This is a genomic window from Microbacterium suwonense, from assembly GCF_030296555.1.
GTDB lineage: Bacteria > Actinomycetota > Actinomycetes > Actinomycetales > Microbacteriaceae > Microbacterium > Microbacterium suwonense.
Genome location: NZ_AP027728.1, coordinates 2,802,346 through 2,827,769 on the forward strand (window position 1 = coordinate 2,802,346; position 25,424 = coordinate 2,827,769).

20 protein-coding genes are annotated in these 25,424 nt (G+C 66.3%); 17 read left to right on the forward strand and 3 right to left on the reverse strand.

What is annotated here, in order from left to right; all coding sequences use genetic code 11:
* The first annotated feature begins 12 nt into the window (after positions 1-12).
* The 6 genes from ppsA (at position 13) to QUE33_RS14135 (ending at position 8,897) form a co-directional block, all read left to right on the forward strand.
* Positions 13-2,403 (forward strand): phosphoenolpyruvate synthase, encoded by a 2,391-nt coding sequence (ppsA, locus tag QUE33_RS14110; RefSeq protein WP_286300854.1) that lies wholly within the window; start codon positions 13-15, stop codon positions 2,401-2,403.
* Positions 2,404-2,704: 301 nt separating this feature from the next.
* Positions 2,705-3,997, forward strand: coding sequence for an ABC transporter substrate-binding protein (locus QUE33_RS14115; protein ID WP_286300855.1), 1,293 nt, complete (start codon positions 2,705-2,707; stop codon positions 3,995-3,997).
* 86 nt (positions 3,998-4,083) lie between these two features.
* Positions 4,084-5,055 carry a carbohydrate ABC transporter permease gene (locus QUE33_RS14120; RefSeq protein ID WP_286300856.1) on the forward strand — a complete coding sequence of 324 codons (972 nt, stop codon included), beginning with the start codon at positions 4,084-4,086 and terminating at the stop codon, positions 5,053-5,055.
* A complete protein-coding gene (locus tag QUE33_RS14125; RefSeq protein ID WP_286300857.1) occupies positions 5,048-5,860 on the forward strand; it encodes a carbohydrate ABC transporter permease in 813 nt (270 codons plus the stop codon). Before QUE33_RS14120 ends, QUE33_RS14125 begins: the two co-directional genes overlap by 8 nt.
* Positions 5,857-6,885: a sugar-binding domain-containing protein gene (locus QUE33_RS14130; protein ID WP_286300858.1), complete on the forward strand. Its 1,029-nt coding sequence runs from the start codon at positions 5,857-5,859 to the stop codon at positions 6,883-6,885. The genes QUE33_RS14125 and QUE33_RS14130 overlap by 4 nt, the downstream gene beginning before the upstream one ends.
* Complete coding sequence (locus tag QUE33_RS14135; protein ID WP_286300859.1) at positions 6,822-8,897, forward strand: glycoside hydrolase family 2 TIM barrel-domain containing protein; 2,076 nt, start codon at positions 6,822-6,824, stop codon at positions 8,895-8,897. Before QUE33_RS14130 ends, QUE33_RS14135 begins: the two co-directional genes overlap by 64 nt.
* 58 nt (positions 8,898-8,955) lie before the next feature.
* Here QUE33_RS14135 and QUE33_RS14140 read toward each other — a convergent pair whose 3' ends face one another.
* The 3 genes from QUE33_RS14140 to QUE33_RS14150 form a co-directional block, all read right to left on the reverse strand.
* Positions 8,956-9,999: a LacI family DNA-binding transcriptional regulator gene (locus QUE33_RS14140; protein WP_286300861.1), complete on the reverse strand. Its 1,044-nt coding sequence runs from the start codon at positions 9,997-9,999 to the stop codon at positions 8,956-8,958.
* Positions 10,000-10,214: 215 nt separating this feature from the next.
* A complete protein-coding gene (locus QUE33_RS14145) occupies positions 10,215-11,453 on the reverse strand; it encodes a family 1 glycosylhydrolase (protein ID WP_286300863.1) in 1,239 nt (412 codons plus the stop codon).
* A 100-nt stretch (positions 11,454-11,553) separates the two neighbouring features.
* Complete coding sequence (locus QUE33_RS14150; RefSeq protein ID WP_286300864.1) at positions 11,554-12,810, reverse strand: ABC transporter substrate-binding protein; 1,257 nt, start codon at positions 12,808-12,810, stop codon at positions 11,554-11,556.
* 238 nt (positions 12,811-13,048) lie between these two features.
* On the opposite strand from QUE33_RS14150, the gene QUE33_RS14155 reads away from it, so the two are divergent.
* The 11 genes from QUE33_RS14155 (at position 13,049) to QUE33_RS14205 (ending at position 25,344) form a co-directional block, all read left to right on the forward strand.
* Positions 13,049-13,849 (forward strand): carbohydrate ABC transporter permease, encoded by an 801-nt coding sequence (locus tag QUE33_RS14155; protein ID WP_286300865.1) that lies wholly within the window; start codon positions 13,049-13,051, stop codon positions 13,847-13,849.
* Positions 13,849-13,989, forward strand: coding sequence for a hypothetical protein (locus tag QUE33_RS14160; protein ID WP_286300866.1), 141 nt, complete (start codon positions 13,849-13,851; stop codon positions 13,987-13,989). The genes QUE33_RS14155 and QUE33_RS14160 overlap by 1 nt, the downstream gene beginning before the upstream one ends.
* 2 nt (positions 13,990-13,991) lie before the next feature.
* Positions 13,992-14,834, forward strand: coding sequence for a carbohydrate ABC transporter permease (locus QUE33_RS14165; protein ID WP_286300867.1), 843 nt, complete (start codon positions 13,992-13,994; stop codon positions 14,832-14,834).
* An 82-nt stretch (positions 14,835-14,916) separates the two neighbouring features.
* Entirely contained in the window at positions 14,917-15,927 is a 1,011-nt protein-coding gene (locus QUE33_RS14170; protein WP_286300868.1) for a LacI family DNA-binding transcriptional regulator, read from the forward strand.
* A gap of 169 nt (positions 15,928-16,096) precedes the next feature.
* Positions 16,097-17,596 carry an arabinosylfuranosidase ArfA gene (gene arfA / locus QUE33_RS14175; protein WP_286300869.1) on the forward strand — a complete coding sequence of 500 codons (1,500 nt, stop codon included), beginning with the start codon at positions 16,097-16,099 and terminating at the stop codon, positions 17,594-17,596.
* 193 nt (positions 17,597-17,789) lie between these two features.
* Entirely contained in the window at positions 17,790-18,809 is a 1,020-nt protein-coding gene (locus QUE33_RS14180; RefSeq protein ID WP_286300870.1) for a LacI family DNA-binding transcriptional regulator, read from the forward strand.
* Positions 18,809-20,368 (forward strand): sugar ABC transporter ATP-binding protein, encoded by a 1,560-nt coding sequence (locus tag QUE33_RS14185; RefSeq protein WP_286300871.1) that lies wholly within the window; start codon positions 18,809-18,811, stop codon positions 20,366-20,368. The genes QUE33_RS14180 and QUE33_RS14185 overlap by 1 nt, the downstream gene beginning before the upstream one ends.
* Before the next feature lie 151 nt (positions 20,369-20,519).
* Positions 20,520-21,527 carry a substrate-binding domain-containing protein gene (locus QUE33_RS14190; RefSeq protein WP_286300872.1) on the forward strand — a complete coding sequence of 336 codons (1,008 nt, stop codon included), beginning with the start codon at positions 20,520-20,522 and terminating at the stop codon, positions 21,525-21,527.
* A 66-nt stretch (positions 21,528-21,593) separates the two neighbouring features.
* Positions 21,594-23,237: a sugar ABC transporter ATP-binding protein gene (locus QUE33_RS14195; RefSeq protein WP_286300873.1), complete on the forward strand. Its 1,644-nt coding sequence runs from the start codon at positions 21,594-21,596 to the stop codon at positions 23,235-23,237.
* Complete coding sequence (locus QUE33_RS14200) at positions 23,234-24,310, forward strand: ABC transporter permease (protein ID WP_286300874.1); 1,077 nt, start codon at positions 23,234-23,236, stop codon at positions 24,308-24,310. The genes QUE33_RS14195 and QUE33_RS14200 overlap by 4 nt, the downstream gene beginning before the upstream one ends.
* Complete coding sequence (locus QUE33_RS14205; RefSeq protein WP_286300875.1) at positions 24,307-25,344, forward strand: ABC transporter permease; 1,038 nt, start codon at positions 24,307-24,309, stop codon at positions 25,342-25,344. Before QUE33_RS14200 ends, QUE33_RS14205 begins: the two co-directional genes overlap by 4 nt.
* Positions 25,345-25,424: the final 80 nt, after the last annotated feature.

The following is a 25,424-nucleotide window of genomic DNA, read 5'->3' on the forward strand; positions in this document are numbered from 1 at the left end:
AGAAGAAGCGCTATGAGCAGCATCCTCTGGTTCCACGAGGTCGGCATGGGCGACCTTGCCCAGGTCGGCGGCAAGAACGCCTCCCTCGGAGAGATGGTCTCGCATCTGTCCGACCTGGGCGTGCGCGTGCCCGGAGGCTTCGCCACCACGGCCGACGCGTATCGCGCGTTCCTGGCATCCGGCGGTCTGGACGACCGCATCCGTGCCGCCGTCGAGGCGATCGACGTCGACGACGTCACCCAGCTCTCCCGCGTCGGCGCGACGGTGCGCGACTGGATCGAGCAGCAGCCGCTGCCGGACGACATCGAGCACGACATTCGTGCCGCCTACGCGCTGCTGGTCGACAACGACCCCTCCCCGGATGCCGTCTCCTGGGCGGTGCGCTCCTCGGCCACCGCCGAAGACCTGCCCGACGCCTCGTTCGCCGGGCAGCAGGAGACCTTCCTGAACATCTCCGGCATCGAGAACATCCTGCAGGCTGCCAAGCAGGTCTTCTCCTCTCTCTACAACGACCGTGCGATCGCCTACCGCGTGCACAACGGATTCGACCACCACGACGTCGCGCTGTCGGTCGGCATCCAGCGGATGGTGCGCTCCGACATCGGGGCGTCGGGCGTGATGTTCACCGTCGACACCGAATCGGGCTTCGAGGACGCGGTCTTCATCACCAGCTCCTACGGACTCGGTGAAGCCGTCGTGCAGGGCGCCGTGAACCCCGATGAGTTCTACGTCTACAAGCCCGCGCTCGCCGCGGCCCGGCCGGCGATCCTCAAGCGCTCCGTCGGCGAGAAGGCCATCGCCATGCGGTACACCGAGAGCGACCAGGTCGGCGGCACGACCGTCTTCGAGGACGTGCCGGTCGGGCAGCGGCGGCTGTTCAGCATCACGGATGCCGAGGTGCTCGAGCTCGCGCGCCACGCCGTCACGATCGAGCGGCACTACGGCCGTCCGATGGACATCGAGTGGGCGCGCGACGGCATCGACGGCCAGCTGTACATCCTGCAGGCGCGGCCCGAGACCGTCGTGTCACGCGCGGATGCGAATGTCATGCGTCGTTTCGTGCTCGCCGAGCGCAGCGAGGTGCTCGCCACCGGTCGTGCGATCGGCCAGAAGATCGGCTCCGGTGCGGTGAAGGTGCTGCGCAGCATCGACGAGATGGCCTCGTTCGGCGCCGGGGACGTGCTGGTGGCGGACATGACCGACCCCGACTGGGAGCCGATTATGAAGAAGGCGTCCGCGATCGTCACCAACCGCGGTGGCCGCACCTGCCACGCGGCGATCATCGCCCGCGAACTCGGCATCCCCGCCGTCGTCGGCACCGGGGATGCCACCCGGGTGCTGCCCGACGGACTGGACGTCACCGTGTCCTGCGCGGAGGGCGATGACGGCTTCGTCTACCAGGGGCTGCTCGACTTCCGCGAGGAGGAGACGAGACTGGATCGGATGCCGGAGGTGCCGGTGAAGATCATGATGAACGTCGGCACGCCGGATCAGGCGTTCTCGTTCTCCCGCCTGCCCAACCGCGGGGTGGGGCTCGCGCGACTGGAGTTCGTCATCAACCGCCAGATCGGCATCCACCCCCGGGCGCTGCTCGAGTTCGACGCGCTGCCCGACGAACTGCGCGCGCAGGTGGCGGACCGCATCGCCGCCTACCCGTCACCGCGCGAGTTCTTCGTGCAGCGGGTGGTGGAGGGCGTCGCGATGCTGGCGGCGGCGTTCGCGCCCGAGCCGGTGATCGTGCGGATGAGCGATTTCAAGTCGAACGAGTACGCGAACCTGCTCGGCGGCGACCGCTATGAGCCGCACGAGGAGAACCCGATGATCGGGTACCGGGGTGCATCCCGGTACATCTCGGCCGACTTCCGGGAGTGCTTCGACATGGAGTGCGAGGCGATCCGGCGCGTGCGCGATGACATGGGCCTGACGAACGTGAAGATCATGATCCCGTTCGTGCGCACCGTGGCAGAGGGGGCGGCCGTCGTCCAGCTTCTGGCCGAGAACGGTCTGCGCCGGGGCGAGAACGGGCTCGAGGTCGTGATGATGTGCGAGGTGCCCTCGAACGCGCTGCTGGCGGACGAGTTCCTGGACCACTTCGACGGGTTCTCGATCGGGTCGAACGACATGACGCAACTCACCCTCGGCCTCGACCGCGACTCGTCGCTCGTGGCGCAGACCTTCGATGAACGCGACCCGGCGGTGAAGAAGATGCTCGCCCTGGCCATCGAGGCCTGTCTGCGCCGCGGCAAGTACGTGGGCATCTGCGGGCAGGGCCCCTCCGACCATCCCGACCTCGCCGACTGGCTGCTCGATCAGGGCGTCGAGTCGATGTCGCTCAACCCCGACACGGTCGTGGAGACCTGGATGCGCCTCGCGAAGCGCGCGGAGACTTCTGCTGCCGCGTGAGACTTCTGTTCCCGCGTGAGACTTCGTCCTCCGCGTGAGACTTCCTTTCCCGCGGTGAGACTTCCTTTCCAGCACCAGACATGACGCCTGCGCCCCCGCCTCGTGCTGGAAGGGAAGTCTCGTGCCCGAGAGGAAGTCTCGGCGGGGAGGGGAGGTCACGATCGCGTAACGGGGCTTGCCAGGCGCGGAATGTTTACGTAATCATTTGGGTGTTGCCAGTGACATCGAGAGTCGCAGGCAGGGTCGGGGACGTGCTCCGCGACGACATGAACCACCGAGAGGACATGCTTCGATGAAGCGCATGACCAAGTTCGCGGCGCTGACCGCCGCGGCGATCCTTCCGCTCTTCGCTCTGACCGCCTGCTCGGGCGGCGGTGACGACGGCGATGCCGGTTCGGGCGACGACAACACGCTGACCGTCTGGGCGTGGGACCCGTCGTTCAACATCTATGCGATGCAGGAGGCCGAGAAGGTCTACCAGAAGGACCACCCCGACTTCACTCTGAAGATCGTCGAGACGCCGTGGGAGGACCTGCAGGCCAAGCTGACCACCATCGCCCAGTCGCAGCAGACCGGTGAGCTGCCCGACATCTTCCTGATGCAGAACAACGCATTCCAGAAGAACGCCATCAACTACCCCGATCTGTTCAGCGACTTCGCCGACTCGGACATCGACTTCTCACAGTTCCCGAAGGGCGTCACCGCGTACTCCGAGATCGACGGCGTGAACTACGGTGTGCCCTTCGACTCCGGCACTGCGGTCACGGCGCTGCGCACCGACGTGCTCGAGGAGGCCGGCTACACGATCGATGACTTCACCGGCATCACCTGGGATGAGTACCTCACCAAGGGCAAGGACGTGCTGGCCAAGACGGGCAAGCCCTTGCTGTCGGGTCAGGCCGGCTCCGCCGACATCCCGATGATGATGCTGCAGTCGGCCGGCGCGAGCCTGTTCGACAGCGACGGAAAGCCCACCATCGCCGGCAACGACGTGCTCGTCGACGCGATCGAGGTGTACGCCGAACTGGTCAAGTCGGGTGTGCTCGTCGAGGTCAACTCCTGGGATGAGTACATCGGCACCTTCGTGAACGGCTCAGTTGGCGGCACGATCAACGGCATCTGGATCGTCGGCTCGATCCAGACCGCGACCGATCAGGCCGGCAACTGGGGCATCACCGATCTCCCCAAGCTCGACGGCATCGCCGGCGCGACCAACTACTCCGCCAACGGCGGATCCTCGTGGGCGATCAGCTCGACCGGCAACACCGAGCTGGCATCCGACTTCCTGAGTGCCACCTTCGCCGGCTCGACCGACCTGTACGACACGATCCTGCCGAAGTCCGGTGCGGTCGCCAACTGGATCCCGGCCGGCGACAGTGACGTCTACGCGCAGCCGAGCGAGTTCTTCGGCGACCAGCCGATCTTCCAGCAGGTCGTCGAGTACGGCGCGAAGGTGCCGAGCAACAACACCGGCGTCTACTACTACGAGGGTCGGGATGCCGTCAGCGCGGCGATGACGAAGATCATCGGCGGCGCGGACATCAATAGTGCGCTCGATGAGGCGCAGAGCAACGTCGAATTCGCGATGGGCTAGACAGCGACCCGTCCTGCACGCCGGGTGGGCCCACGGGCCCGCCCGGCACCATCCCATCCTCCGACCTGTGAAAGCGAGCGCGCACCGTGGCGACTCAAGCGATCGTGACCTCCGGCGGCACCGGCCGCCGTCGGCGCAGCAGCCCTCCGCCGGACTTCTCCCCGCGCAGAGGCGCCTGGCTCGACACCGCGCGACGCCGGAACCTGACCGGCTGGGGATTCCTCATCCCCGCAGCGCTGCTGATCACGCTGCTGAGCTTCGTGCCGATGATCCAGGCATTCATCCTCTCGTTGCAGACCGGGCGCGGTTCGCGCCTGAACTGGGCCGATCCGCTCTGGATGAACTTCGAGCGCCTGCTGCACGACGAGATCTTCAAGCTCACCATGTTCAACACGGTCTTCTACCTGGTGATCCAGGTGCCGATCATGCTGATCCTGGCAATGGTGCTCGCCAACCTGCTGAATGACCCGAAGCTGAGGTACAAGGCCGTCTGGCGCACGATGATCTTCCTGCCGTGCGCGGTGTCGCTGGTGTCGTACTCGCTGGTGTTCCGCACCATGTTCGCCACCGACGGCCTGGTCAACGACGCTCTGATGGGCCTCGGGCTGATGCACGACCCGCTGAACTGGCTCGGCGAGCCGTGGACGGCCCGCTTCGTCATCGTGATCGGTCTGATCTGGAGGTGGACCGGCTACAACATGATCTTCTTCCTCGCCGCGCTCCAGAACGTCGACCACTCGACATTGGAGGCCGCGCGCATCGACGGCGCAGGATCCTTCAAGACGTTCTGGTACGTGACGGTTCCGCAGCTGCGGCCGATGATCGTGCTGACCGCGATCATGTCGATCAACGGCACCCTGCAGCTCTTCGACGAATCCTGGTCGCTGACCAAGGGCGGCCCCTCGTACAACTCGATGTCGATGTCGCACTACCTGTACGAGCTGGCTTTCCTGAAGAACCCGAACGTGGGCTACGGCTCGGCGATCTCGTACGTGATCCTGATCATGGTCGCCGTGCTCGCCCTCATCCAGCTGAAGGTGGGTGACAAGCGTGACTAAGTACGCCTGGCGACGGGTCCCCGGGTACGTGTTCCTGTCGGTGTTCGCTCTGTTCTCGATCTTCCCGCTCTACTTCATGCTCGTCTCCGCGACGAACTCGACGCAGGACGTCCTCGCATCCCGGCTCACCCCCGGGGGCCACCTGTTCGACAACATGACGGCGCTCATGAAGCAGCAGGACATCGGCGCGGCCATGACCAGCTCGGCCCTGATCGCGATCGGCACGACAGTGCTGGCGCTGATCGTCTGCGCCGTCGCCGGGTACGGGTTCGAGATCTATCACTCCCGCGGCAAGGACATCGTGATGGCGATCCTGATGCTCGCCATGATGATCCCGTTCGCAGCGATCATGATCCCGCTGTTCCGCATGTTCGCGCAGCTCGGCATGGTCAACTCGCTGTTCGCGGTGATCATCCCGGCGATCTCCACGCCGCTGCTGATCCTGCTGTTCCGCCAGGCCTCGCGCTCGTTCCCGTACGAGATCATCGAGGCGGCCCGCATCGACGGGCTCAAGGAGCTCTCCATCTTCGCCCGCATCTATGTGCCGACGATGAAGTCCACCTTCGCCGCCGCAGCGGTGATCACCTTCATGACCTCGTGGAACAACTTCCTCTGGCCGCGAGTGATCCTGCTCGACAACGCGGTGCAGACCATGCCCATGCTCATCGCCAACCTCACGGCCGGCTACGTCACCGACTACGGAGTGCTCATGCTCGCCGTGCTGCTGACCTCGCTGCCGACGATCCTCGTCTTCCTCATCCTGCAGCGGGCCTTCGCGCAGGGCATCACCGGAGCCATCAAGTGACACACACCCCTGCATTCGACCTCGACCGCATCGCCGACCCGTCCTTCGTCTCCGAGAACCGCCTTCCCGCGCACTCCGATCATCGGTGGTTCGCCGACGCCGACGAGGCGCGGTCGGGCGTCAGCTCCTTCGAGCAGTCGCTCAACGGGCTCTGGAAGTTCCACTGCGCGAAGAACCAGAGTCAGGTGATCGCCGGCTTCGAGCATCCGGATGTCGACGTATCCGGCTGGGACGACATCCCGGTCCCGTCGCACCTGCAACTGCAGGGCTACGACCGTCCGCAGTACGTCAACGTGGGCTACGCCTGGGACGGGCTGGAGGACATCGAGCCGGGGCAGGTGCCGACCCGCGACAATCCGATCGGATGCTATGTGCGCACGTTCGCGCTGCAGACCCCGCTCGCGCCGGGCGAGCGGCTGAGCGTGAGCTTCGACGGCGCGGAGAGCGCGATCGCGCTGTGGGTGAACGGCCGGTACATCGGCTACGGCACGGACAGCTTCACGCCGAACGAGTTCGATCTGACGGATGCGCTGGTCGAGGGCGAGAACAGGATCGCCGCGCAGGTGTTCACCTACAGCTCCGGCTCCTGGCTCGAGGACCAGGACTTCTTCCGGTTCTCGGGCATCTTCCGCGACGTGACCCTGTATCGCCGGGCGGCGGTGCACGCCGAGGACATCAGGGTGACGACGACCGTCGCCGACGACCTGGCATCCGCCGAGGTCGTGCTGTGCGTCGCGCTGGCCGGGGCGGAGGGCGACGTCACCGCGCGGCTGGAGGGCGTGGGGGATCTCGCCGCCCGCGGCGACGGGTCGTTCGCGCTGCAGGTCGAGAATGCGCGGCTGTGGAGTCCGGAGGATCCGCACCTCTACGACCTCGTGATCGAGGTGACGGATGCCGAGGAGCGCTGCTCGAGGTCATCCCGCAGCGTATCGGTATCCGTCGCTTCGGCATCGAGAACGGGGTGCTCTCGCTCAACGGCGCCCGCGTGGTGTTCAACGGCATCAACCGGCACGAGTTCGGACTGAATGGACGCGTCCCGTCCCGGGCGCTGACCGAATCCGACATCCGGATGCTGAAGGCGCACAACGTGAACGCCGTGCGCACGAGCCACTACCCGAACGACTCGGCGTTCTACGCGCTCGCCGACGAGTACGGTCTGCTGGTCATCGACGAGATGAACCTGGAGACGCACGCGCGCTGGACCAGGATCCTGCAGCAGGGCGCTCCACTGGACACCGCCCTCCCGGGCGACCACGCCGAATGGCTACCGGCGGTGCTCGACCGCGCCCGCAGCATGCTCGAGCGGGACAAGAACCACCCGAGTGTGGTCATCTGGTCGTGCGGCAACGAATCCTTCGGCGGCAGCGTGCTGCGCGACGTGGCCGACTGGTTCCGCTCCGTCGACGACCGGCCGGTGCACTACGAGGGTGTGCACTGGGACCCCCGCTTTCCCGAGACCACCGACATCGCCAGCCAGATGTACACCCCGGCCGCCGGCGTGGAGGCATACCTGCGCGAACACCGCGACAAGCCTTTCATCCTCTGCGAGTACGCGCACGCGATGGGAAACTCCTTCGGCGGTGTGGGGGAGTACGTCGATCTCGCCTACCGCGATGAACTGTTCCAGGGCGGTTTCATCTGGGACTTCGCCGATCAGGCGATCCGGATGACTGACCGCTACGGGCGGGAGTTCTTCGGCTACGGCGGCGACAACGGCGAGGCGCCGCACGATCACGACTTCAGTGGCAACGGCATCTTCTTCGCCGACCACTCGCCGACGCCGAAGGCGCAGGAGATGAAGCGGCTCTATCAGGGCTTCGTCGTGGATGTCTCGGCATCCGGTTTCACACTGACCAACCGGATGCTGTTCACCTCATCCGCCGCGTACGAGACGCGCGTCTCGATCGCCCGGGACGGGCGGCCGATCCGCAGCGACATCATCGACACCGATGTCGCCCCCGGCGAGACGGCCTCGTATCCGCTCCCTGCGCCGGTCCCGTCCGCATCCGGCGAGTACGCGATCGTCGTCTCGCTGCACCTGCGGGCGGCGACGGGCTGGGCGCCCGCCGGCCACGAGATCGCCTGGGGTGAGCACGTGCTCGTCGTCGGGGCCCCTCCCGCGCGCGTCTCGGCGCCGACGCCCACGGTCGTGGAGGGTGTACGGGGCATCGGCGTGCACGGCTCCGGCTTCCAGGTGCTCTTCTCGCGCATCTTCAACGGCCTGGGCTCCTACCGGTTCGGCGAGACGAGCACCGGCGGACGTGAGCTGCTCAAGGGCGTCGTCACCCCGAACTTCTGGCACGCGCCCACCGCGAACGAGCGCGGCTGGGGAGGTCCGTTCGACGAGGGGCAGTGGTTGCTCGCGAGCCGTTACGGCCGTGCAAGCCGGTTCCACGAACCGGCCGACATCTCCGTCGACGTCGAAGCCGGCGGCGTGCGCATCGGCTACCGGTACGAGTTGCCCACCACCCCCGTCACGCACTGCGATCTCAGCTACCTGATCGACGGCACCGGCCGGGTCGAGGTGACTCAGCGGATGCATGTGCCCGAGGGCATGGCCGAGATGCCGGAGTTCTCGACCATGATCGCGATGCCCGCCGAGTACGACCGGCTGCGCTGGTACGGCGAGGGACCGGAGGAATGCTACGTCGACCGGCGGGAAGGGGCGCGGCTGGGCATCTACGATCGACGGGTCGCCGACATGCTCACCCCCTACATCCGTCCGCAGGAGGCGGGGAACCGCACGGGGGTGCGCTGGGCGGAGGTGACGGATGCCGATGGCTTCGGCCTGCGCTTCGAGGGCGAGCCGACCATGGAGTTCTCGGCGTTGAGCTGGACGCCCGCCGAGATCGAGAGCGCACTGCATCCGAACGAGCTGCCGCCTATCCACCGCACGATCGTGCGGCCGGCGCTGATGCGCCGCGGCGTGGCCGGCGACGACTCCTGGGGTGCACGTCCGCTGGAGAAGCACCTGCTGCCCACCGGCGAGCTCGTCTTCCGGTTCGCGTTCTGCGGCATCCGGACTGCGGCTGACTGAAGCATCCGTCAGCGGGGAGGGCGGGCGCGGCGGCTGGGCGCGGCGCGCGGGCTCGCCGTCAACGGGGCGGCTGTGTGGCCGGAGGCGGGGCGGTGCTGGCGCGTGTGACGAGAGCAGTCCCCACGAGCCCGGGCGGCGTGCGGCGGCGGTGCTCGATCTGGTCGATGAGCATGCCGACGGCGGCCGTTCCGACGCGGTCGAAGAATTGGTGGACGGTGGTCAGCGGGGGCTGGAAGTCGGCCGCCATCCCCATGTTGTCGAAGCCGACCACGCTCACCGACTCGGGAACGCCCCGACCGGCTTCGCGCAGCGCGCGCATAGCGCCGAGAGCCATCTCGTCGTTCGCTGCGAACACGGCGGTGACGGTCGGATCGGCGGCCAGCTGCCGCCCCGCCGCATAGCCGGATGCCGTGCTCCAGTCGCCCGGGATGACGGGCGGGACCTCGCGGCCGTGCGCGCGCAGCGTGGCGGCCCATGACGCGGCACGATCGTCGGCGGAGTACGAGTCCTCAGGGCCTCTGATATGCCATACCGTGTCGTGGCCGAGCTCGAGGAGATGCTCGGTGGCAAGCCGTGCACCCTGCGTCTGATCGATGTCGATCGAGGGGTAGGGATGCGAGTCGCCCGCGGTCACGACGACGGTGGGCATGCCGGCGACGCGCTCAAGATCGGATTCATGCAGCTCGTGAGCCTCGAGCACCACGAGCACGCCGTCCACGGCCTGGTCGGCGAGCCGGGCGAATGCGCCGGAGAACCCGGCCTTCGCGATGGTCCACAGCGGAGTCAGAGTCAGTGAGTAGCCCTCTTTGGCCGCCTCGTTCGCGATGGCTTCGAGCGTGCGCATGTTGCCGTAGCTGGACAGCCCCGACATGATCACGCCCAGCGTGCGGAACCGGCCGGACTTCAGCGCGCGTGCTGCGGAGTTCGGGCGGTAGCCCAGCCGATCCATCGCGGCGAGGACCTTGTCCCTGGTGGTGGGCCGCACGATGTCCATGCCGTTCGCGACCCGGGACACGGTCTGCGCCGAGACACCGGCCTCACGCGCGACATCGATGATCGACGGTGCACGCCACACGCGCGGGTCGTCTGCTCGCTCTTCCACCGGTCTCCTTGCCGCCCCCACCACGATAACAATCGGGGAACCCGATGCTGTCAGGCCTCCTCCGCGGCGTGAGACTTCCTTTGGGGTGCGAGACTTCCTTCCCGTGGTTCGAGACTTCCTTTACGGCATGAGACTGCACGGCGTACGTGCCGTCTCGTGCGGGAAGGGAAGTCTCGTGCGGGAAGGGAAGTCTCGAGGGTGGGGAGGGATGCTGATCAGCGGGGACGCGTCGCGAGACGGTGGAAAGCATCCGCGACTGGAGTCCTTGTGCGGCGAAGAGTGCCATCCGATTCCTCCTCGAGCGCCCACAGGCCCATCGTCAGCAGGTAGTTCATCGGTGACTTGTCGCCGGTCCGGTACGACCACTCGATCATGTCCGTGATGCACCACCAGGTGTAGCCCACGACATCGATGCCCTCCGCTCGCAGTTCTTCCACGGCGGCGACCGATTCCTGCATCCATGTGATCCGCTCGGCGACCGTGCCGGTATAGCTGGTCTCAGTGAGGAAGACGGGCTTGCCGTAGCGTTCGGCGAAGGATGTCAGGACGTCCTTCATCCCCTCTGTGCCCGCGTTGAGACGCGGACGGAGGTCGCGAGGACCTCCGGTGCGCGTGACATCGCGCTCGAAGACCTCCGTCGAATGCTGCGGGTAGTAGTTGACCCCGACCACATCGGGCTGGGCGGTGTGCGTACGCGCCCAGTCGAGATCCGCATCCGTGAAACCCTGCGACTGGAGATGGGGCAACAGGGCGTGATCCTGATCGACGCGACCCATCACGAGGTCCTGAACGATGAACCTGCGATGGCGCAGGTGCTCGTGAGTCTTCTCGTGAGCGGCGACATCACCGGCGAATCGGAACGAGGCTTCGACGTGGACGAAGTCGGCATCCCTGTCGATGGTGGCGATCGCGTTCTGCGTCGTCACGATTCCCTGCGTGATGCCGCGAAGTACATCGACGAAACCACGATCGCCCGTGAGGTACGGGGGCCACTGCCCGAACTCGCCGCAGTACATGATGTTGAGCAGCGGCTCATTCAATGGCGTGTAATGGCGGATGCGGCCTCGGTAGCGGTCAGCCACCGCTGCGGCATAGTCGGCGACGCGTTTCGGATAGTCGGGGTTCACGAACTGGCCATCGAGCCAGAGCGGAGTGCCGTAGTGCATCAGATCCGTCACGAGATCGAGCCCCAGCTCTTCGAAGGCATCGACGACGCGATCCAGCCAGTCCCAGTCCCATGCGCCGGGCTGGGGTTCGATCCGGTACCAGGGGATGCCCCAACGAACCATCTCGCTTCCCGCTTGCGCGCAATACTCGAGATCCTGGCGCCAGAAGCGGTAGTGCTGCATGAGCTCGTACTCGTCCAATGCGCGCTCGCCAGCTCTCGTCTGGGGGATGAAGGTGTCTTCGACTCCTACGGCGAATCGGAGGCGTCCGTCTTCGAACCAGCGCATGTGTCGTCCTTTGGGTCGTGTCTCGGAAAGGGAGGTAGCACAGGGCCGGACCACACGCCGTATCGTACGGTGCGCAGGTCCGGCCCACGATGCTCGGGGGTCAGTCTGCGAGCGCGGACTCCATCTCCTTCTGAGCGGCGCCCAGCAGGGAGGCGATGTCTCCACCGGCCAGGGCCTTCTGCGTCGCTGTGTCCATGGCAGTGAGAACATCGGTTGAGGGGATCACGCCGGGCAGGAGCGCCACGCCGTTCGGCGCCTGCTCGGTCAGAGCTGAGACGACCTCGTTCTCGGCAACATCATCGGGCGTGACTTCGCTCGTCAGCGGAGGCCAACCGGATGCGAGCGACCACGTGATCATGTTCTTCTTCTGGTAGAACCACGTGAGGAAGGTCTGAACCGCCGCCTTCTCCTGTTCCGTGGCCTGCGATGTGATGCTCAGATCCACCGCGAGTGCGGAGGCCTTGACTCCAGCAGGACCCGCCGGCAGCGGAGCGATGCCGAAATCAATATTCGAGGACTCCGAGACGGTTGCCATCCACGGGCCTGCGAGAGTCATGGCGACCTTTCCGGCGCTGAACAGTCCATCGGCATCGGCGCCGGCGAGCCCCGTCGGAGAGAAGTTCCCCTCCGCCAGTGCATCTCGCCAGTAGCTCAGGGTGGCGATATTCTCCGGTGAGTCGATGACGACCTCACCGTCAGTCGTCACGACATCGCCGCCACCGCTCTTGAACAGAGACGGCCAGACGCCGTTGCCCACTGTTCCGTGATCTTGCAGGGCGAGGCCGTACTGCTCCGGTGTGCCATCGCCGTTCTCATCGATCGTCAATGCGTTGGCTGCGGCCACCCACTCGTCCCAGGTCGTCGGGACCTCGACGCCTGCCTCGGTGAACATTGCGGTGTTGTAGAACATCGTGAGCGGGGTGAAGCTGAGTGGTGCCGCGTAGTTCTTGCCGTCGACGATGCCGGTTGCGACAGCGCTCTCGTTCAGGACATCGGCGCCACTGTCGGCGGCGCCATACCAATCGTCCAGGTCGTGCAGGGCGCCCTTCGAGGCCCAAACCGGCACATTCTCAGCTGGCAATGCCACGAGTTGCGGGCCGGTCTTCGAGCTCAGCGCCGGCAACGCGGTATCGAGCAATGTCGCCCAGGGCTTGGTGGAGGTGGTGATCTCGACTTCGTCCTGCGACGCATTGAACTCGTCAACGAGGCTGTTGAGAACCTTGCCATCTGCTTCGGTGTAGCCGTGCCAGAAGTCGATCTTGATCGGTCCTTCCTGGACGGGTGTGCTGGCGGAGCAACCGGATGCTGCGAGCGCGACGACGCCCATGACGGCTGCTGCGGTGATTGCCTTCTTCATCGGTACTGGACCTCCATGAGTCGACTCCACTGTCGGGAACGGCGACACTCTCTCGCCTTCGGGTTTTACAACGTTGTAAGTGCGTTGTGATCACATAGTGCGGGATCGGTCACGACCTTGTCAAGTGCCAGCTTGAACGGGTGCGCATGCCGACTTGACGCCGAACGCGGTTCGGCTCTACTGTCATTTACAACGTTGGAGACGCGGTGGTCATCACCGCTTGTACGAGGAAGCGGCAATGACGCTCACCAGCAATCGACGGTTCCGTCCGCCGCCTCAGATCGGAGGTCGGGGCCCGTTGCGCGGACGCGTAAAACGGCGGGTCACGATCGTCGCCTTCCTGCTGCCCGCCATGACGATCCTCGTCGCTTTCGTGTTCTGGCCGATGTTTGCCGCGTTGCGGCTGTCGTTCACCGACGCCAGCGGTTTCGGGCAGGAAGAATGGGTCGGTTTCGAGAACTATCTCAAGGTGTTCACCGAGCCCAATATCGTCCGGGCGATGGGCAACACGGTCCTGTACACGATCCTGTTCACGCCGATCGTCGTCGTCCTGGCACTCATGCTGGCACTCGCGCTGAACAGCCCCAGGCTTCCGCTTCGCGGGGTGTTCCGTACCGGCCTCTTCCTGCCGTTCATCGTCTCGCTCGCTGTGGCCGCCTTCGCGTGGCAGTACCTTCTCGACCCACAGGTCGGACTCCTCAACTACTGGCTGCAATCCTTCGGGATCCGCATCGGCGACGTTCTGCAGGATCCGATTCTCGCGATGCCCACAGTCGTGCTGATCGCAGTCTGGAAGACTTTTCCGTTCTACATGATCGTGTTCCTTGCCGGCGTGCAGGAGATACCACAGGGTCTGTACGAAGCGGCCAAGATGGACGGCGCCGGCCCCATCACGCGGTTCATCAACATCACTGTGCCGTTACTGAGTAACACGACGGGTTTCGTGCTCGTGATCGCGACCATCGCCGCGCTGCAGGCATTCGACCAGATCTACATCCTGACCGGGGAGGCCCGTACCAGAGCACTCAGACAGTGGTGATGCAGATCTACAAGTCCGGCTTCAAGGACCTGGAACTCGGCTTCGCCTCGGCACTGTCGTACGTGCTGCTGATCGCCACGCTGCTGCTGAGCCTGGTGCAGTTCGCCATCACTGCTCGGGGTGAGAAGGACGCCAGCTGACCATGAACATGCTTACCCGCCGCCTGGCCGGTCATCTCACCCGCTGGCTGTTCTTCGCCGGCATGTTCGCAATCGCCGCGTTCATCCTGTTGCCGATCATCATCATCGCGCTCACGGCATTCAAGCCGGTTGCCGAGGTCAACGCGTTTCCACCCACACTCGCTCCGAACGCATGGACGCTCGACAACTTCGCCCGCATCTTCACCGATCTGCCCTTCGCGCGCCTCATCCTGAACAGCTTCGTGTTCGCGGGAGGGGTCACCGTTTTCGCCCTCGTGTTCGACTCGCTCGCGGCGTACGTGCTGGCGCGCCTCGACTTTCGGGGTAGCAGGCTGCTGCTCATCGCGATCGTCGCCAGCCTCATGGTGCCGTTTCAAGCGACCCTGATCCCGGTCTACCAGCTGGTTGCGGATCTCGGATGGATCAACTCGTACACGGGACTCATCGCCCCTCGTGCCGCGGACGCCTTCGGCATCTTCTTCCTGCGGCAGTTCTTCCTCTCCCTGCCGCGCGATCTCGACAATGCCGCTCGCATCGACGGAGCATCCGAATTGCGGATCTTCCGAAGCGTTGTGCTGCCGAATGCCGTGCCCGCGCTTGTCACACTCGGCATCTACACCTTCGTCAACAACTGGAACGACCTTCTGTGGCCTCTCGTGTTGACGACGGATCAGCAGATGGGCACGATCACGTCGGGACTGACCGTCCTGACGGGGCCTGACGGGATCATCCCCTACGGCGTCATGATGGCGGGATCGCTCATCGGGCTGGCACCACTCGCCATCCTGTTCCTTGTGCTCCAGAGGCGGTTCATCCAGAGCGTCGCCAGCACGGGGCTCAAGTGAGCAAGTCGTCGTCTGTGTGGCATGCCGCAGACTGCGTATCGAATGCAACGTTGTAGGCTTTCGAGGGTCAGGGAGGAGTCGTATGGCCGTGACGCTGCACGATGTCGCGAGGCTCTCAGGGGTCTCGATCAAGACCGTGTCGAACGTCATCAACGACTATCCGCATATCCGGCCAACCACTCGCGAGAAGGTCGAGCGCGCGATCGCCGAGCTCGGCTACACCCCGAACCTCACCGCAAGGAACCTGCGGTCGGGGCGTACGGGCGCGATCGCACTCGCCCTGCCGGACCTGGGCTTAGCCTACTTCGGTGAACTCGCGGCACAGGTGATCCGCGAGGCCGAGGCTGCCGGCGTCGTCGTGCTGGTCGAGCAGACCGGCGGTGATCGCGATCGGGAGCTCGAACTGCTGCGCAGCCCCCGGCTCAAGCTCACTGACGGTCTGATCTTCAGTCCGCTGGGGATGGGCCAGGAGGACGTCGCCGCGCTGAACGTCTCATATCCGATGGTGCTCCTTGGCGAGCGCATCTTCGACGGGCCCACGGATCATGTCACCATGCGCAATGTGGAGGCCGCACGCGCCGCGACGGAATACCTCATCTCGCTCGGTCGGCGTCGCATCGCCGTCATCGGCGCGCACGACGGCGAAGTGATCGGCTCGGCCGCCCTGCGACTGCAGGGTTACCGTGAGGCGCTGGACGCCGCCGGTATTGGCTATGACGACGATGTCGTCGGCTATGCAACGCTGTGGCACCGCGCCAACGGTGCGGATTCGATGCGCGAGATGCTCGCACGCGGCGCTGATTTCGATGCCGTGTTCGGGCTGAATGACACACTCGCACTCGGTGCGATGCGCGTGCTGCAGGAAGCCGGTCGCCGCGTGCCCGAAGACGTCGCCGTAGTCGGATTCGATGGGCTTGACGAAACCGCCTACTCCATCCCCTCGCTGACGACGGTCGATTCCGGGAGGGACTGGATCGCGGGAACCGCCGTCTCGACGCTGCTCGCACGCATAGCAGGAGAGACGGATGCCGCACCGCGTACCCTGCTGAGCGACTTCCGCATCCTCGAGCGGGAGTCCGCTCCGGCACGCTGACCACATCCGGAACCCGAGTGGAGTTCGCGGTTGACAGCCCGGCGGGGTTCGTTCACAATAATTCTACAACGTTGTAGAATGGGGCGAAGGCGCTCATGCAACGTGATGGAAATCCCTGAGCCCCCTCGCCGCGCTCGCCGAGCCGGCCCGTACCCAGAAAAGGAACACCGTGACCCAGGCACGCATCTCCATCGACCGCGAGGCGGTCGTCGCTCCGATCGATCGGCGCATCTTCGGCTCGTTCGTCGAGCATCTCGGTCGGTGCGTCTACGACGGCATCTACGAGCCCGGCCACCGCACCGCCAACGAGGACGGCTTCCGCATGGATGTCGTCGAGCTGGTGCGCGAGCTCGGAACGACCACGATCCGCTACCCCGGCGGCAACTTCGTCTCAGGGTTCCGCTGGGAGGACTCGGTGGGCCCGCGAGAGCAGCGTCCGGTGCGCCGCGATCTGGCGTGGCATTCGCTGGAGACCAATCAGGTGGGCGTCGACGAGTTCTCCCGCTGGCTCAAGCTCACGGGCTCCGAGCTGATGATGGCGGTGAACCTCGGCACCCGCGGGATCGAGGCCGCGCTCGACCTGCTGGAGTACTGCAACCACCCCTCGGGAACGGCGCTCAGCGATCAGCGCATCGCCAACGGCACCGTCGAGCCGCACGACATCCGCATGTGGTGCCTCGGCAATGAGATGGACGGGCCGTGGCAGACCGGCTACATGACCGCTGACGACTACGGCAAGCTCGCCGCCCGCACCGCACAGGCCATGAAGGCGGCGGACCGCACGCTCGAGCTGGTCGTGTGCGGCTCGTCGGGCTCGTCGATGCCGACGTTCGGCGACTGGGAGCGCACGGTGCTCGAGCACTCCTACGAGCACGTCGACTTCATCTCCTGCCACGCCTACTACCAGGAGCGCGACGGCGACCTCGCCTCGTATCTGGCCTCGTCGCTGGAGATGCAGTACTTCATCGAGACCGTGGTCTCCACCGCCGACCACGTCGGAAACAAGCTGCGCTCGAAGAAGAAGATCAAGCTCTCCTTCGATGAGTGGAACATCTGGTACCTCGACGAGCACAGGGAGTCCGATGAGGTCAACGATGAGTGGCGCTACGCCCCGCGGCAGCTCGAGGACGTCTACTCGGTGGCGGATGCCGTGGTGCTCGGCAACCTGCTGATCACCCTGCTGAAGAACCACGATCGGGTGGCGTCGGCATCGCTCGCGCAGCTGGTCAACGTGATCGCACCGATCATGACCGAGCCCGGCGGCGACGCGTGGCGGCAGACCACCTTCTTCCCGTTCTCGGTGACGTCGCGTCTGGCGAAGGGCGCGATCATCAAGCCGCGCATCGAGGTCGGCACGTACGAGACGAAGGTGCACGGCGATGCGCCGCTGGTCGACTCGGTGGTCGCGACGGATGCCGAGGGCTCGGCGGTGTTCTTGGTGAACCGCAGCCAGAGCGAGTCGATCTCCGTGACGATCGAGGTCGCCGAGCTCGGCGTCTCGTCGATCGACGAGGCCGTCACGCTGTGGGACGACGACGTGTACGCGAAGAACACTCTGGCTGACCAGAACCGGGTCGGGCTCAAGGCCCTCGAGGGAGCATCCCTCGCAGACGGCCTGCTGACGGTCACACTGCCTCCGGTCTCGTGGTCGGCGCTCGCCCTGTCGTGACGGCAGCCATGACGCGTCCTCTGCTGCGTCTCGCCGGCGCCGCCGTCGCGCTTTCCGTCGACTCCGCGCCCACGCGAGCGACGGAAAGTGCGACGGGAGTAGCCCAGGCACTCACGGCCCGGCGGGTCCGGGCGTTCGAGCGGCGGGGAGGTTTCCCGGTAACATAGCGCCACGCGCGACCGACGGAGGTGACATGGCGAACGTCGGCTCCGACAAACCCAACATCCGTCAGGTCGCGTCGATCGCGGGCGTCTCGCACATGACCGTGTCGCGGGTGCTCAACGACCATCCGAACATCAAGCCCGAGACCCGGCGGCGGGTGCTCGAGGCGATCGAGGAGCTCGACTACCGGCCCAACCTGGTCGCCAGGGCGCTCGCGACCCAGCGCACCCAGCGCATCGGCGTGATCGTCGAGAGCGCGGTCGCCTTCGGCCCGACCAGCATCCTGCGTGCCGTCGAGCTGGCGGCCCGCGCGACCGGCTACTCGGTGACGCCCATCGCTCTGCACGAGGGCGATCCGCTCACACCGCAGGACGCCGTCGACGGTCTGATCACGCAGGGCGTCGATGCCATCTGCATGGTCGCGCCGAGATCATCGTCGATCGCCGCGCTGCGCCGGGTCTCGATGAGCGTTCCCATGCTCGTCGTCAAGGCGGATGCCGATCCCACCTTTCTCACGGTGTCTCTGGACCAGCATCAGGGCACCACGCTCGTCGTCGACCATCTAGTCGCACTCGGGCACCGCGACATCCTGCACATCTCCGGCCCGTTGGACTGGCTCGATGCGCGGGCCCGCGAGCGCGCCTTCCACGCCAGGGCGAAATCCTGGGGCATCCGCGAGCGCCCGATCGTGGTCGGCGACTGGTCGGCCGACTTCGCCTACGACTTCGCGATGGGGCTGAAGCGGCTGCCCGACTACACGGCGATCTTCGCAGCCAACGACGACACGGCGATCGGTCTGATCCACGGCCTGCACGAGCGGGGCTTCGACGTGCCGGGCGAGATCAGTGTCGCGGGCTTCGACGACGTTCCCCTCGCCCGCCATTTCGTGCCGCCGCTGACCACGGTGCGCCAGGACTTCCACGCACTCGGCGGCGCGGTTGTGGAGATGCTGCGCGCGGCCATCGAGCAGCGCGAGATCCCGCAGTTCACTCGCATCCCCACCGAGATCGTCGTACGCGCATCGACCGCGGCGGCCCGGGAGGTGCGCTGATGCGCGTCATCGACCCGGTGGTGCAGCTCGACGGCATCGTCGTCGAGTACCCCGGGGTGCGTGCGCTCGACGGCGTCGACTTCCGGCTGTTCGCCGGAGAGGTTCACGCTCTGATGGGCGAGAACGGTGCCGGCAAGTCGACGCTGATCGGGGTGCTCACCGGCACCCGCCGCCCGTCTGCCGGCCGGGTGATCGTCGACGGCGAGGAACGGCGCTTCTCCGGCGTCGCCGAGAGTCGGGCAGCGGGCATCGCCACGGTGTTCCAGGAGGCTCAGCTGAGCCCCAATCTCAGCGTCGCCGAGAACGTCATGCTCGGTCGCGAGCGCCGAGGACGGTTCGGCATCGACTGGCGGCAGACCCGGGTGGATGCCGTGGAGGCGCTTGTCCGGCTCGGTCTGGACGATCTCGACCCGCGCAGCCCCGTGTCACGGCTCTCGTCCGCCCAGAAGCAGCTGGTCGCGCTGGCGCGCTCAGTGGTCGACGACCCCCGCGTCCTGGTGCTGGACGAGCCCACGTCCAGTCTCGACCAGGCCGAGGTCGCCACGCTGATGCGGGTGATCCGCGGGCTGCGCGACCAGGGCGTGGCGATCCTGTTCATCTCGCACTTCCTCGAGCAGGCCTTCACCATCAGCGATCGGATGACGGTACTGCGAGGCGGGCGCAAGATCGGCGAGCACGCCACTCGCGATCTGGAGCGCGCCGACCTGATCTCGCAGATGCTCGGCAAGGACATCAACAGCCTCCGCGCGCTCGGTTCGGAGCGCAAGGCGCATCACTACACGTCGGATGGCGAGCCGGTGCTCCGCGCCGAGGGTCTCGGCCGCCGCGGCGAGCTGATGCCGACTGACGTCGAGGTGCACCGCGGCGAGATCGTCGGCCTGGCAGGGTTGCGCGGCTCGGGGCGGACGGAGCTCGCCTCGCTTCTGGGCTCCGTCGTCCGTCCGGACGGCGGAGAGCTCTGGGTCGGCGGCGAACGCGTCTCGCTGCGCACGCCGTCGGCGGCGCTGCGCCGACGCATCGCCGTCACCACCGAGAGCCGCCGCATCGATGGGATCATTCCGCAGCTCACCGCCCGCGAGAACATCGTGCTTTCGCTGCAGGCGCTGCGCGGTTGGACGCGACCGGTCTCCCAGGCCGAGCAGTCCGCCCTCATCGATGCCTATGTCGACGCACTGCATCTGGATCCGGCGGATCTCGCCCGTCCGGTGGAGCAGCTCTCCGGCGGCACGCAGCAGAAGGTGCTGCTGGCACGTGCGCTCGCCGTGCGGCCGCACGTGCTGATCCTCGATGAGCCGACCAAGGGGATCGACATCGCCGCCAAGCTCGACATCCAGCGGCGGATCAGCCAGCTCGCCGGTGACGGCGTGGCGGTCGTCTTCATCTCCTCGGAGCTCGAGGAGGTCGTGCGGCTCAGCGACCGCATCGTCGTGCTGAAGGATCGCGAGAAGATCGGCGAACTCAGCAACGGCCCCGGTGTCACGGTCGACACCGTCGTGGAGATGATCGCCGCGGAGCTGGAGCCGGACGCCGGAGTCGATGTGCGCGGTAACAACGTTTAGGTAACGGAACAAGGTGACTTGTTCGAACCTCCTTGTGTTCCGAAAAATGTTCCCGGTAACATCCCTGACAGAACCCCATCCGAGGGTCCTCAGCACCAGGGCCGCATCAGGTCCACCCGGGCAGCGCCCCGGTCTCTCGAGGAGGAGAACAATGTCTGCAAAGAAGCACATCCGCGCGGTACTCGGCTTCGCAGCCGTCGGTGCGCTCGCGCTCGGCCTCACGGCGTGCGCAAGCGGAGACGGCGACGACGGCGCGAGCGGCGATTCCGGCGATTCCGGTGACCTGATCTCGGTCGGCTTCGTGGCGGTCGGCCCTGAGGGCGGCTGGCGACAGGCGAACGAGCAGAACATCAAGGACACGTTCACCGAGGAGGCGGGCTACAAGCTCAGCTACGCACCCGCGGCGAACCTCGATCAGAAGTCGCAGATCGACAGCTTCACCGCGTTCGTCGACCAGGAGGTCGATGTCATCCTGCTGTCGGCCACCGAGGCCACCGGCTGGGAGGACTCGCTCAAGCTCGCGCAGGAGGCCGAGATCCCGGTCGTCCTGCTCGACCGCGGCATCGAGCCCGACGACACCAGCCTGTACGTCACCCGCATCGCCCCCGACAACGTCGAGGTGGCGAAGGAGGTCGGCGAGTGGGCGGCAGCGACGTTCCCCGACGGCGGCAACTACGTCGTGCTCGAGGGTCCGGCCGGCGTGGGCGTCGTCAATGAGCGCAACAAGGGCTTCGAAGAAGGCCTGGGCGACTCTCCGCTGACGAAGGTCGACGCGCAGACCGCCAACTGGTCCACAGAAGAGGGCAAGAGCGTCCTCGAGACCATGCTCAAGGCCAACAACAACGACATCCAGTTCGTGTTCGCGCAGAACGACGAGATGGGCCTCGGCGCCGCACAGGCCGCTGAGGAGGCCGGGCTGACGGTCGGCACCGACATCAAGATCGCCACGATCGACGGCACCAAGAACGCCATCCAGGCGCTCGCCGACGGCAAGCTCAGCTACGTGCACGAGTACAACCCGCTGTTCGGCGAGACCGCGGTCGACGTCGTCAAGAAGGCGCTCGCCGGCGAGAAGGTCGACTCATACATCATCGTTCCGAGCCAGGCGTTCGACTCGGCCGACGCGGCCAAGGCCGTGCTCGCGGACCGCAAGTACTGATCGGATGCCGGGTGACGCGGCGCACGCGTCACCCGGCACCTGTCCACGAAGACGAGAGAGACGGCGATGACCGAAGAACCGCCCATCGTGCAGATGCAGGGGATCTCCATCGAGTTCCCCGGCGTGAAAGCCCTCGACGGCGTGGACTTCCGCCTCTTCCCGGGCGAGGTCCATGCGCTGATGGGTGAGAACGGCGCCGGCAAGTCCACGCTCATCAAGGCGCTCACCGGTGTCTACCGGATCGATTCCGGATCCATCGTGGTGGCGGGCCAGCAGCGCAGCTTCAGCGGCACCGGCGATGCCCAGGATGCCGGCATCTCGACCGTCTACCAGGAGGTCAACCTCGCGCCGAACCTGTCGATCGGCGAGAACGTGATGCTCGGCCACGAGATCCGCGGCCCCTTCGGCGTCAACTGGCGTGCCACTCACCGCGCCGCCACAGCTGCACTCGCCCGACTCGGGCTCGAGCACCTCGACACCCACAAGCCCCTCTCCACGCTCTCCATCGCCGTGCAGCAGCTCGTGGCCATCAGCCGCGCCATGGCGATCAAGGCGAAGGTGCTCATCCTCGATGAGCCGACCTCCAGCCTCGACGCCGCCGAGGTCGAGGGCCTGTTCGCCGTCATGCGCACCCTGCGAGATCAGGGCGTCGCCATCCTCTTCGTCTCGCACTTCCTTGATCAGATCTACGCGATCAGCGACCGGCTCACGGTGCTGCGCAACGGAAAATACGTGGGTGAGTACCTCACCCGCGAGCTCGACAGGCACGCCCTCATCTCGAAGATGATCGGCAAGGATCTCAACGCGCTGAAGTCGCTCGGCGGGAACCGCCGCACCGCGCCGCGGGCCGCCGACGAAGAGCCCCTGCTGTCGGCATCCGGCGTCGCCCGTCGCGGAGCCGTCGAGCCCACCGATCTCGACATCCGTCCCGGCGAAGTGGTCGGCTTCGCCGGTCTGCTCGGCGCTGGGCGCACCGAACTCGCCCGGCTGCTGTACGGCGCCGACCGCCCCGATGAGGGGACGATCACGCTGAAGGGGCGCCGCGTCGAGATGAGATCGCCCGCCGACGGGCTCGCCAAGCGCATCGCGTTCTCGACCGAGAATCGCCGGGACGAGGGCATCATCGGCGATCTGACGGTGCGTGAGAACATCATCCTCGCCGTGCAGGCCGAGCGCGGCTGGGCGCGGCCCATCCCGCGCAAGGAGCAGGATGCCATCGTCGAGAAGTACATCACCGAACTGAACGTTCGCCCCGCCGATCCCACCCGGATGATCAAGAACCTCTCCGGCGGCAACCAGCAGAAGGTGCTGCTCGGTCGCTGGCTGGCGACCGAACCCGAGCTGCTGATCCTCGACGAGCCCACGCGCGGCATCGACGTCGGCGCGAAGGCCGAGATCCAGGAAGCCGTGGCCGAACTCGCCGAGAACGGCGTCGCCGTCGTGTTCGTCTCCTCGGAGCTCGAGGAGGTGGTGCGCCTCTCGGAGCGGATCGTCGTGCTGAAGGACCACCGCAAGATCGGCGAGATCCAGAACGGGCCCGAGGTCACCGCGCAGGAGATCGTCGACGTCATCGCCGCGCACGGGTCCGAGGCGGCTGCCGAGAGCCTCGATGACGCGGAGGGCGCACTGCCCGATACCATCGCCGAGACGACAGACGAGCCCGACGCGATCGCCGAGGCCGACAAGACCGCAGAGCAGGAGGCGCGATGAACGCCGCGACCACCACATCCTTCTGGCGCGACCTGATCCGCAAGCCGTTCTTCTGGGGCATCGTCGCCATCATCGCGCTGCTCGCGCTGAACGTGCTGAAGGATCCGGGCTACCTCGCCATCACCATCAACCCCAACAACGGCAACCTCGTCGGCAACCTGATCGACATCATGCGGCAGGCGGCTCCGATCATGATGATCGCGATCGGGATGTCCCTGGTGATCGCCACGGCGGGCATCGACCTGTCGGTCGGCTCGCTGATGGCCGTCTCCGGCGCAGTGTCGATGGAGTTCCTGAACAGCGTCGGCGACTCGTCATCGCTCGGCGCCGCGCTCGCCGCGGTCGGACTGTCCCTGCTGATCACCGGCATCCTGGGTGCTGTCAACGGCGTGCTCATCGCGTACGTCGGGCTGCAGCCCTTCATCGCAACCCTCGTGCTCATGCTGGCTGGACGCGGTGTCGCCAAGGTCATCACCGGCGGGCAGAACACTGCCGCATCCAACGACCCGTATCGCTGGATCGCGAACGGCTATGTGATCGGCATCCCGGTCGTGTTCATCCTGGCACTGGGCGTGGTCATCGCGGTCGGCTGGGTGGTTCGCCGCAGCGCGCTGGGTCTGATGATCGAGGCGATCGGCATCAACCCCAGGGCCAGTCGCATGGCGGGCATCAAGCCCAAGGGTCTGCTGCTGACCGCCTACGTGCTCAGCGGCGTGCTCGCCGGTGTCGCCGGCATCATGTCGGTGGGCAGCGTGATGACCGTCGACATCTCCCGCACCGGCTATCAGCTCGAGCTCGATGCGATCCTCGCCGTCGTGATCGGTGGCGCCTCGCTGATGGGCGGCAAGTTCTCGCTCTCGGGGGCGTTCGTCGGCGCGCTGCTGATCGCCACGCTCGACAAGACCGTGCTGTTCCTCGGTGTCTCCTCGTCGGCCACCCCTGCGTTCAAGGCCATCGTGATCATCGTGATCTGCCTGCTGCAGTCCGAACGGGTGCGCGCCTGGTTCCAGCGGCGTAAGAGGGCGGTCGCCGCTCCGAGAGCCGAGGCACCGAAAGAGGAGGTGGCGGCATGAGCACCGCGACTGCGACACCCGCGCTCAGCGCGACCCAGGGGCTCCTCGCGCGCGCCCGCCGTTTGATCACCGCGAATCCGTCGGTGCTGCCGACCATCGCCTCGGTGGTCATCTTCGTCGGCATGATCGTCTACGGCGAGACGGCGTACGGCAAGATCGTGCAGGCCAGCACGCTGTCGAACCTGCTGATCAACAACGCGCACCTCATCGTGCTGGCCGTGGCGCTGACGTTCGTCATCATCACCGGCGGCATCGACCTGTCGGTCGGCTCGATCATCGCGTTCTCGTCGGTGGCCGGCGTCATGCTGGCCAACGCCGGCTGGCACCCGCTGATCGTGGTCGCGGCGATGATCGGCTTCGGTGCCCTGTTCGGACTCGTCTCAGGCATCCTGATCCGCTACTTCAACGTGCAGCCGTTCATCGCGACCCTCGCGATGATGTTCCTGGGCCGAGGCCTGGCATCGCTGCTGAGCACCAAGCCCGAGCGGCTGCCCGAAGAGTCGCCGATCCGCTGGATCAGCGACAAGATCAAGCTCATCGACGGCCCCAAGGTCAACGATCTGACCATCACCCCCGCGGTGATCATCGCGATCCTGGTCGTGCTGGCAGCCTTCTTCGTGCTGCATCGCACCCGCACCGGTCGCACCGTGTACGCGATCGGCGGGTCCGAGAGCTCGGCGCTGCTGATGGGCCTCCCCGTGCAGCGCACCAAAGTGCTCGTCTACGTGATCAGCGGCGCGCTGTCGGGCGTCGCGGCGGTGCTGTACACCTCGCGGCTCGGCACGGCTCAGAACATCACCGGCATCGGCTGGGAGCTCGACGCGATTGCCGCGGCCGTGATCGGCGGCACGGTGCTCACCGGCGCGTACGGCTACGTGCTCGGTTCGGTGATCGGTGCTCTGGTACTGGGCCTGATGAACGTGCTGATCACCCGCGACGGCGGCATCCCGCCTGAGATGACGACGATCATCACCGGCGGCATCCTGCTGATCTTCGTGCTGCTGCAGCGCGCGGTGACCCGTCGGAAGGAATAGTGCGGTCCGGGCAGATGCTGCGGGCGCGGGGGTGCCGTTGACGGCCGCTCGTGCTCGCAGAAGGCCCGGGCCGGGCCTAG

Excerpts from the sequence above, each read along its gene's own strand:
- ppsA (WP_286300854.1), top strand. The coding sequence starts at position 13 with ATGAGCAGCATCCTCTGGTTCCACGAGGTCGGCATGGGCGACCTTGCC.
- QUE33_RS14115 (WP_286300855.1), top strand. The coding sequence starts at position 2,705 with ATGACCAAGTTCGCGGCGCTGACCGCCGCGGCGATCCTTCCGCTCTTC.
- QUE33_RS14145 (WP_286300863.1), bottom strand. The coding sequence starts at position 11,453 with ATGCGCTGGTTCGAAGACGGACGCCTCCGATTCGCCGTAGGAGTCGAA.
- QUE33_RS14150 (WP_286300864.1), bottom strand. The coding sequence starts at position 12,810 with ATGAAGAAGGCAATCACCGCAGCAGCCGTCATGGGCGTCGTCGCGCTC.
- QUE33_RS14155 (WP_286300865.1), top strand. The coding sequence starts at position 13,049 with ATGACGCTCACCAGCAATCGACGGTTCCGTCCGCCGCCTCAGATCGGA.
- QUE33_RS14160 (WP_286300866.1), top strand. The coding sequence starts at position 13,849 with ATGCAGATCTACAAGTCCGGCTTCAAGGACCTGGAACTCGGCTTCGCC.
- QUE33_RS14165 (WP_286300867.1), top strand. The coding sequence starts at position 13,992 with ATGAACATGCTTACCCGCCGCCTGGCCGGTCATCTCACCCGCTGGCTG.
- QUE33_RS14170 (WP_286300868.1), top strand. The coding sequence starts at position 14,917 with ATGGCCGTGACGCTGCACGATGTCGCGAGGCTCTCAGGGGTCTCGATC.
- QUE33_RS14180 (WP_286300870.1), top strand. The coding sequence starts at position 17,790 with ATGGCGAACGTCGGCTCCGACAAACCCAACATCCGTCAGGTCGCGTCG.
- QUE33_RS14185 (WP_286300871.1), top strand. The coding sequence starts at position 18,809 with ATGCGCGTCATCGACCCGGTGGTGCAGCTCGACGGCATCGTCGTCGAG.
- QUE33_RS14190 (WP_286300872.1), top strand. The coding sequence starts at position 20,520 with ATGTCTGCAAAGAAGCACATCCGCGCGGTACTCGGCTTCGCAGCCGTC.
- QUE33_RS14195 (WP_286300873.1), top strand. The coding sequence starts at position 21,594 with ATGACCGAAGAACCGCCCATCGTGCAGATGCAGGGGATCTCCATCGAG.
- QUE33_RS14200 (WP_286300874.1), top strand. The coding sequence starts at position 23,234 with ATGAACGCCGCGACCACCACATCCTTCTGGCGCGACCTGATCCGCAAG.
- QUE33_RS14205 (WP_286300875.1), top strand. The coding sequence starts at position 24,307 with ATGAGCACCGCGACTGCGACACCCGCGCTCAGCGCGACCCAGGGGCTC.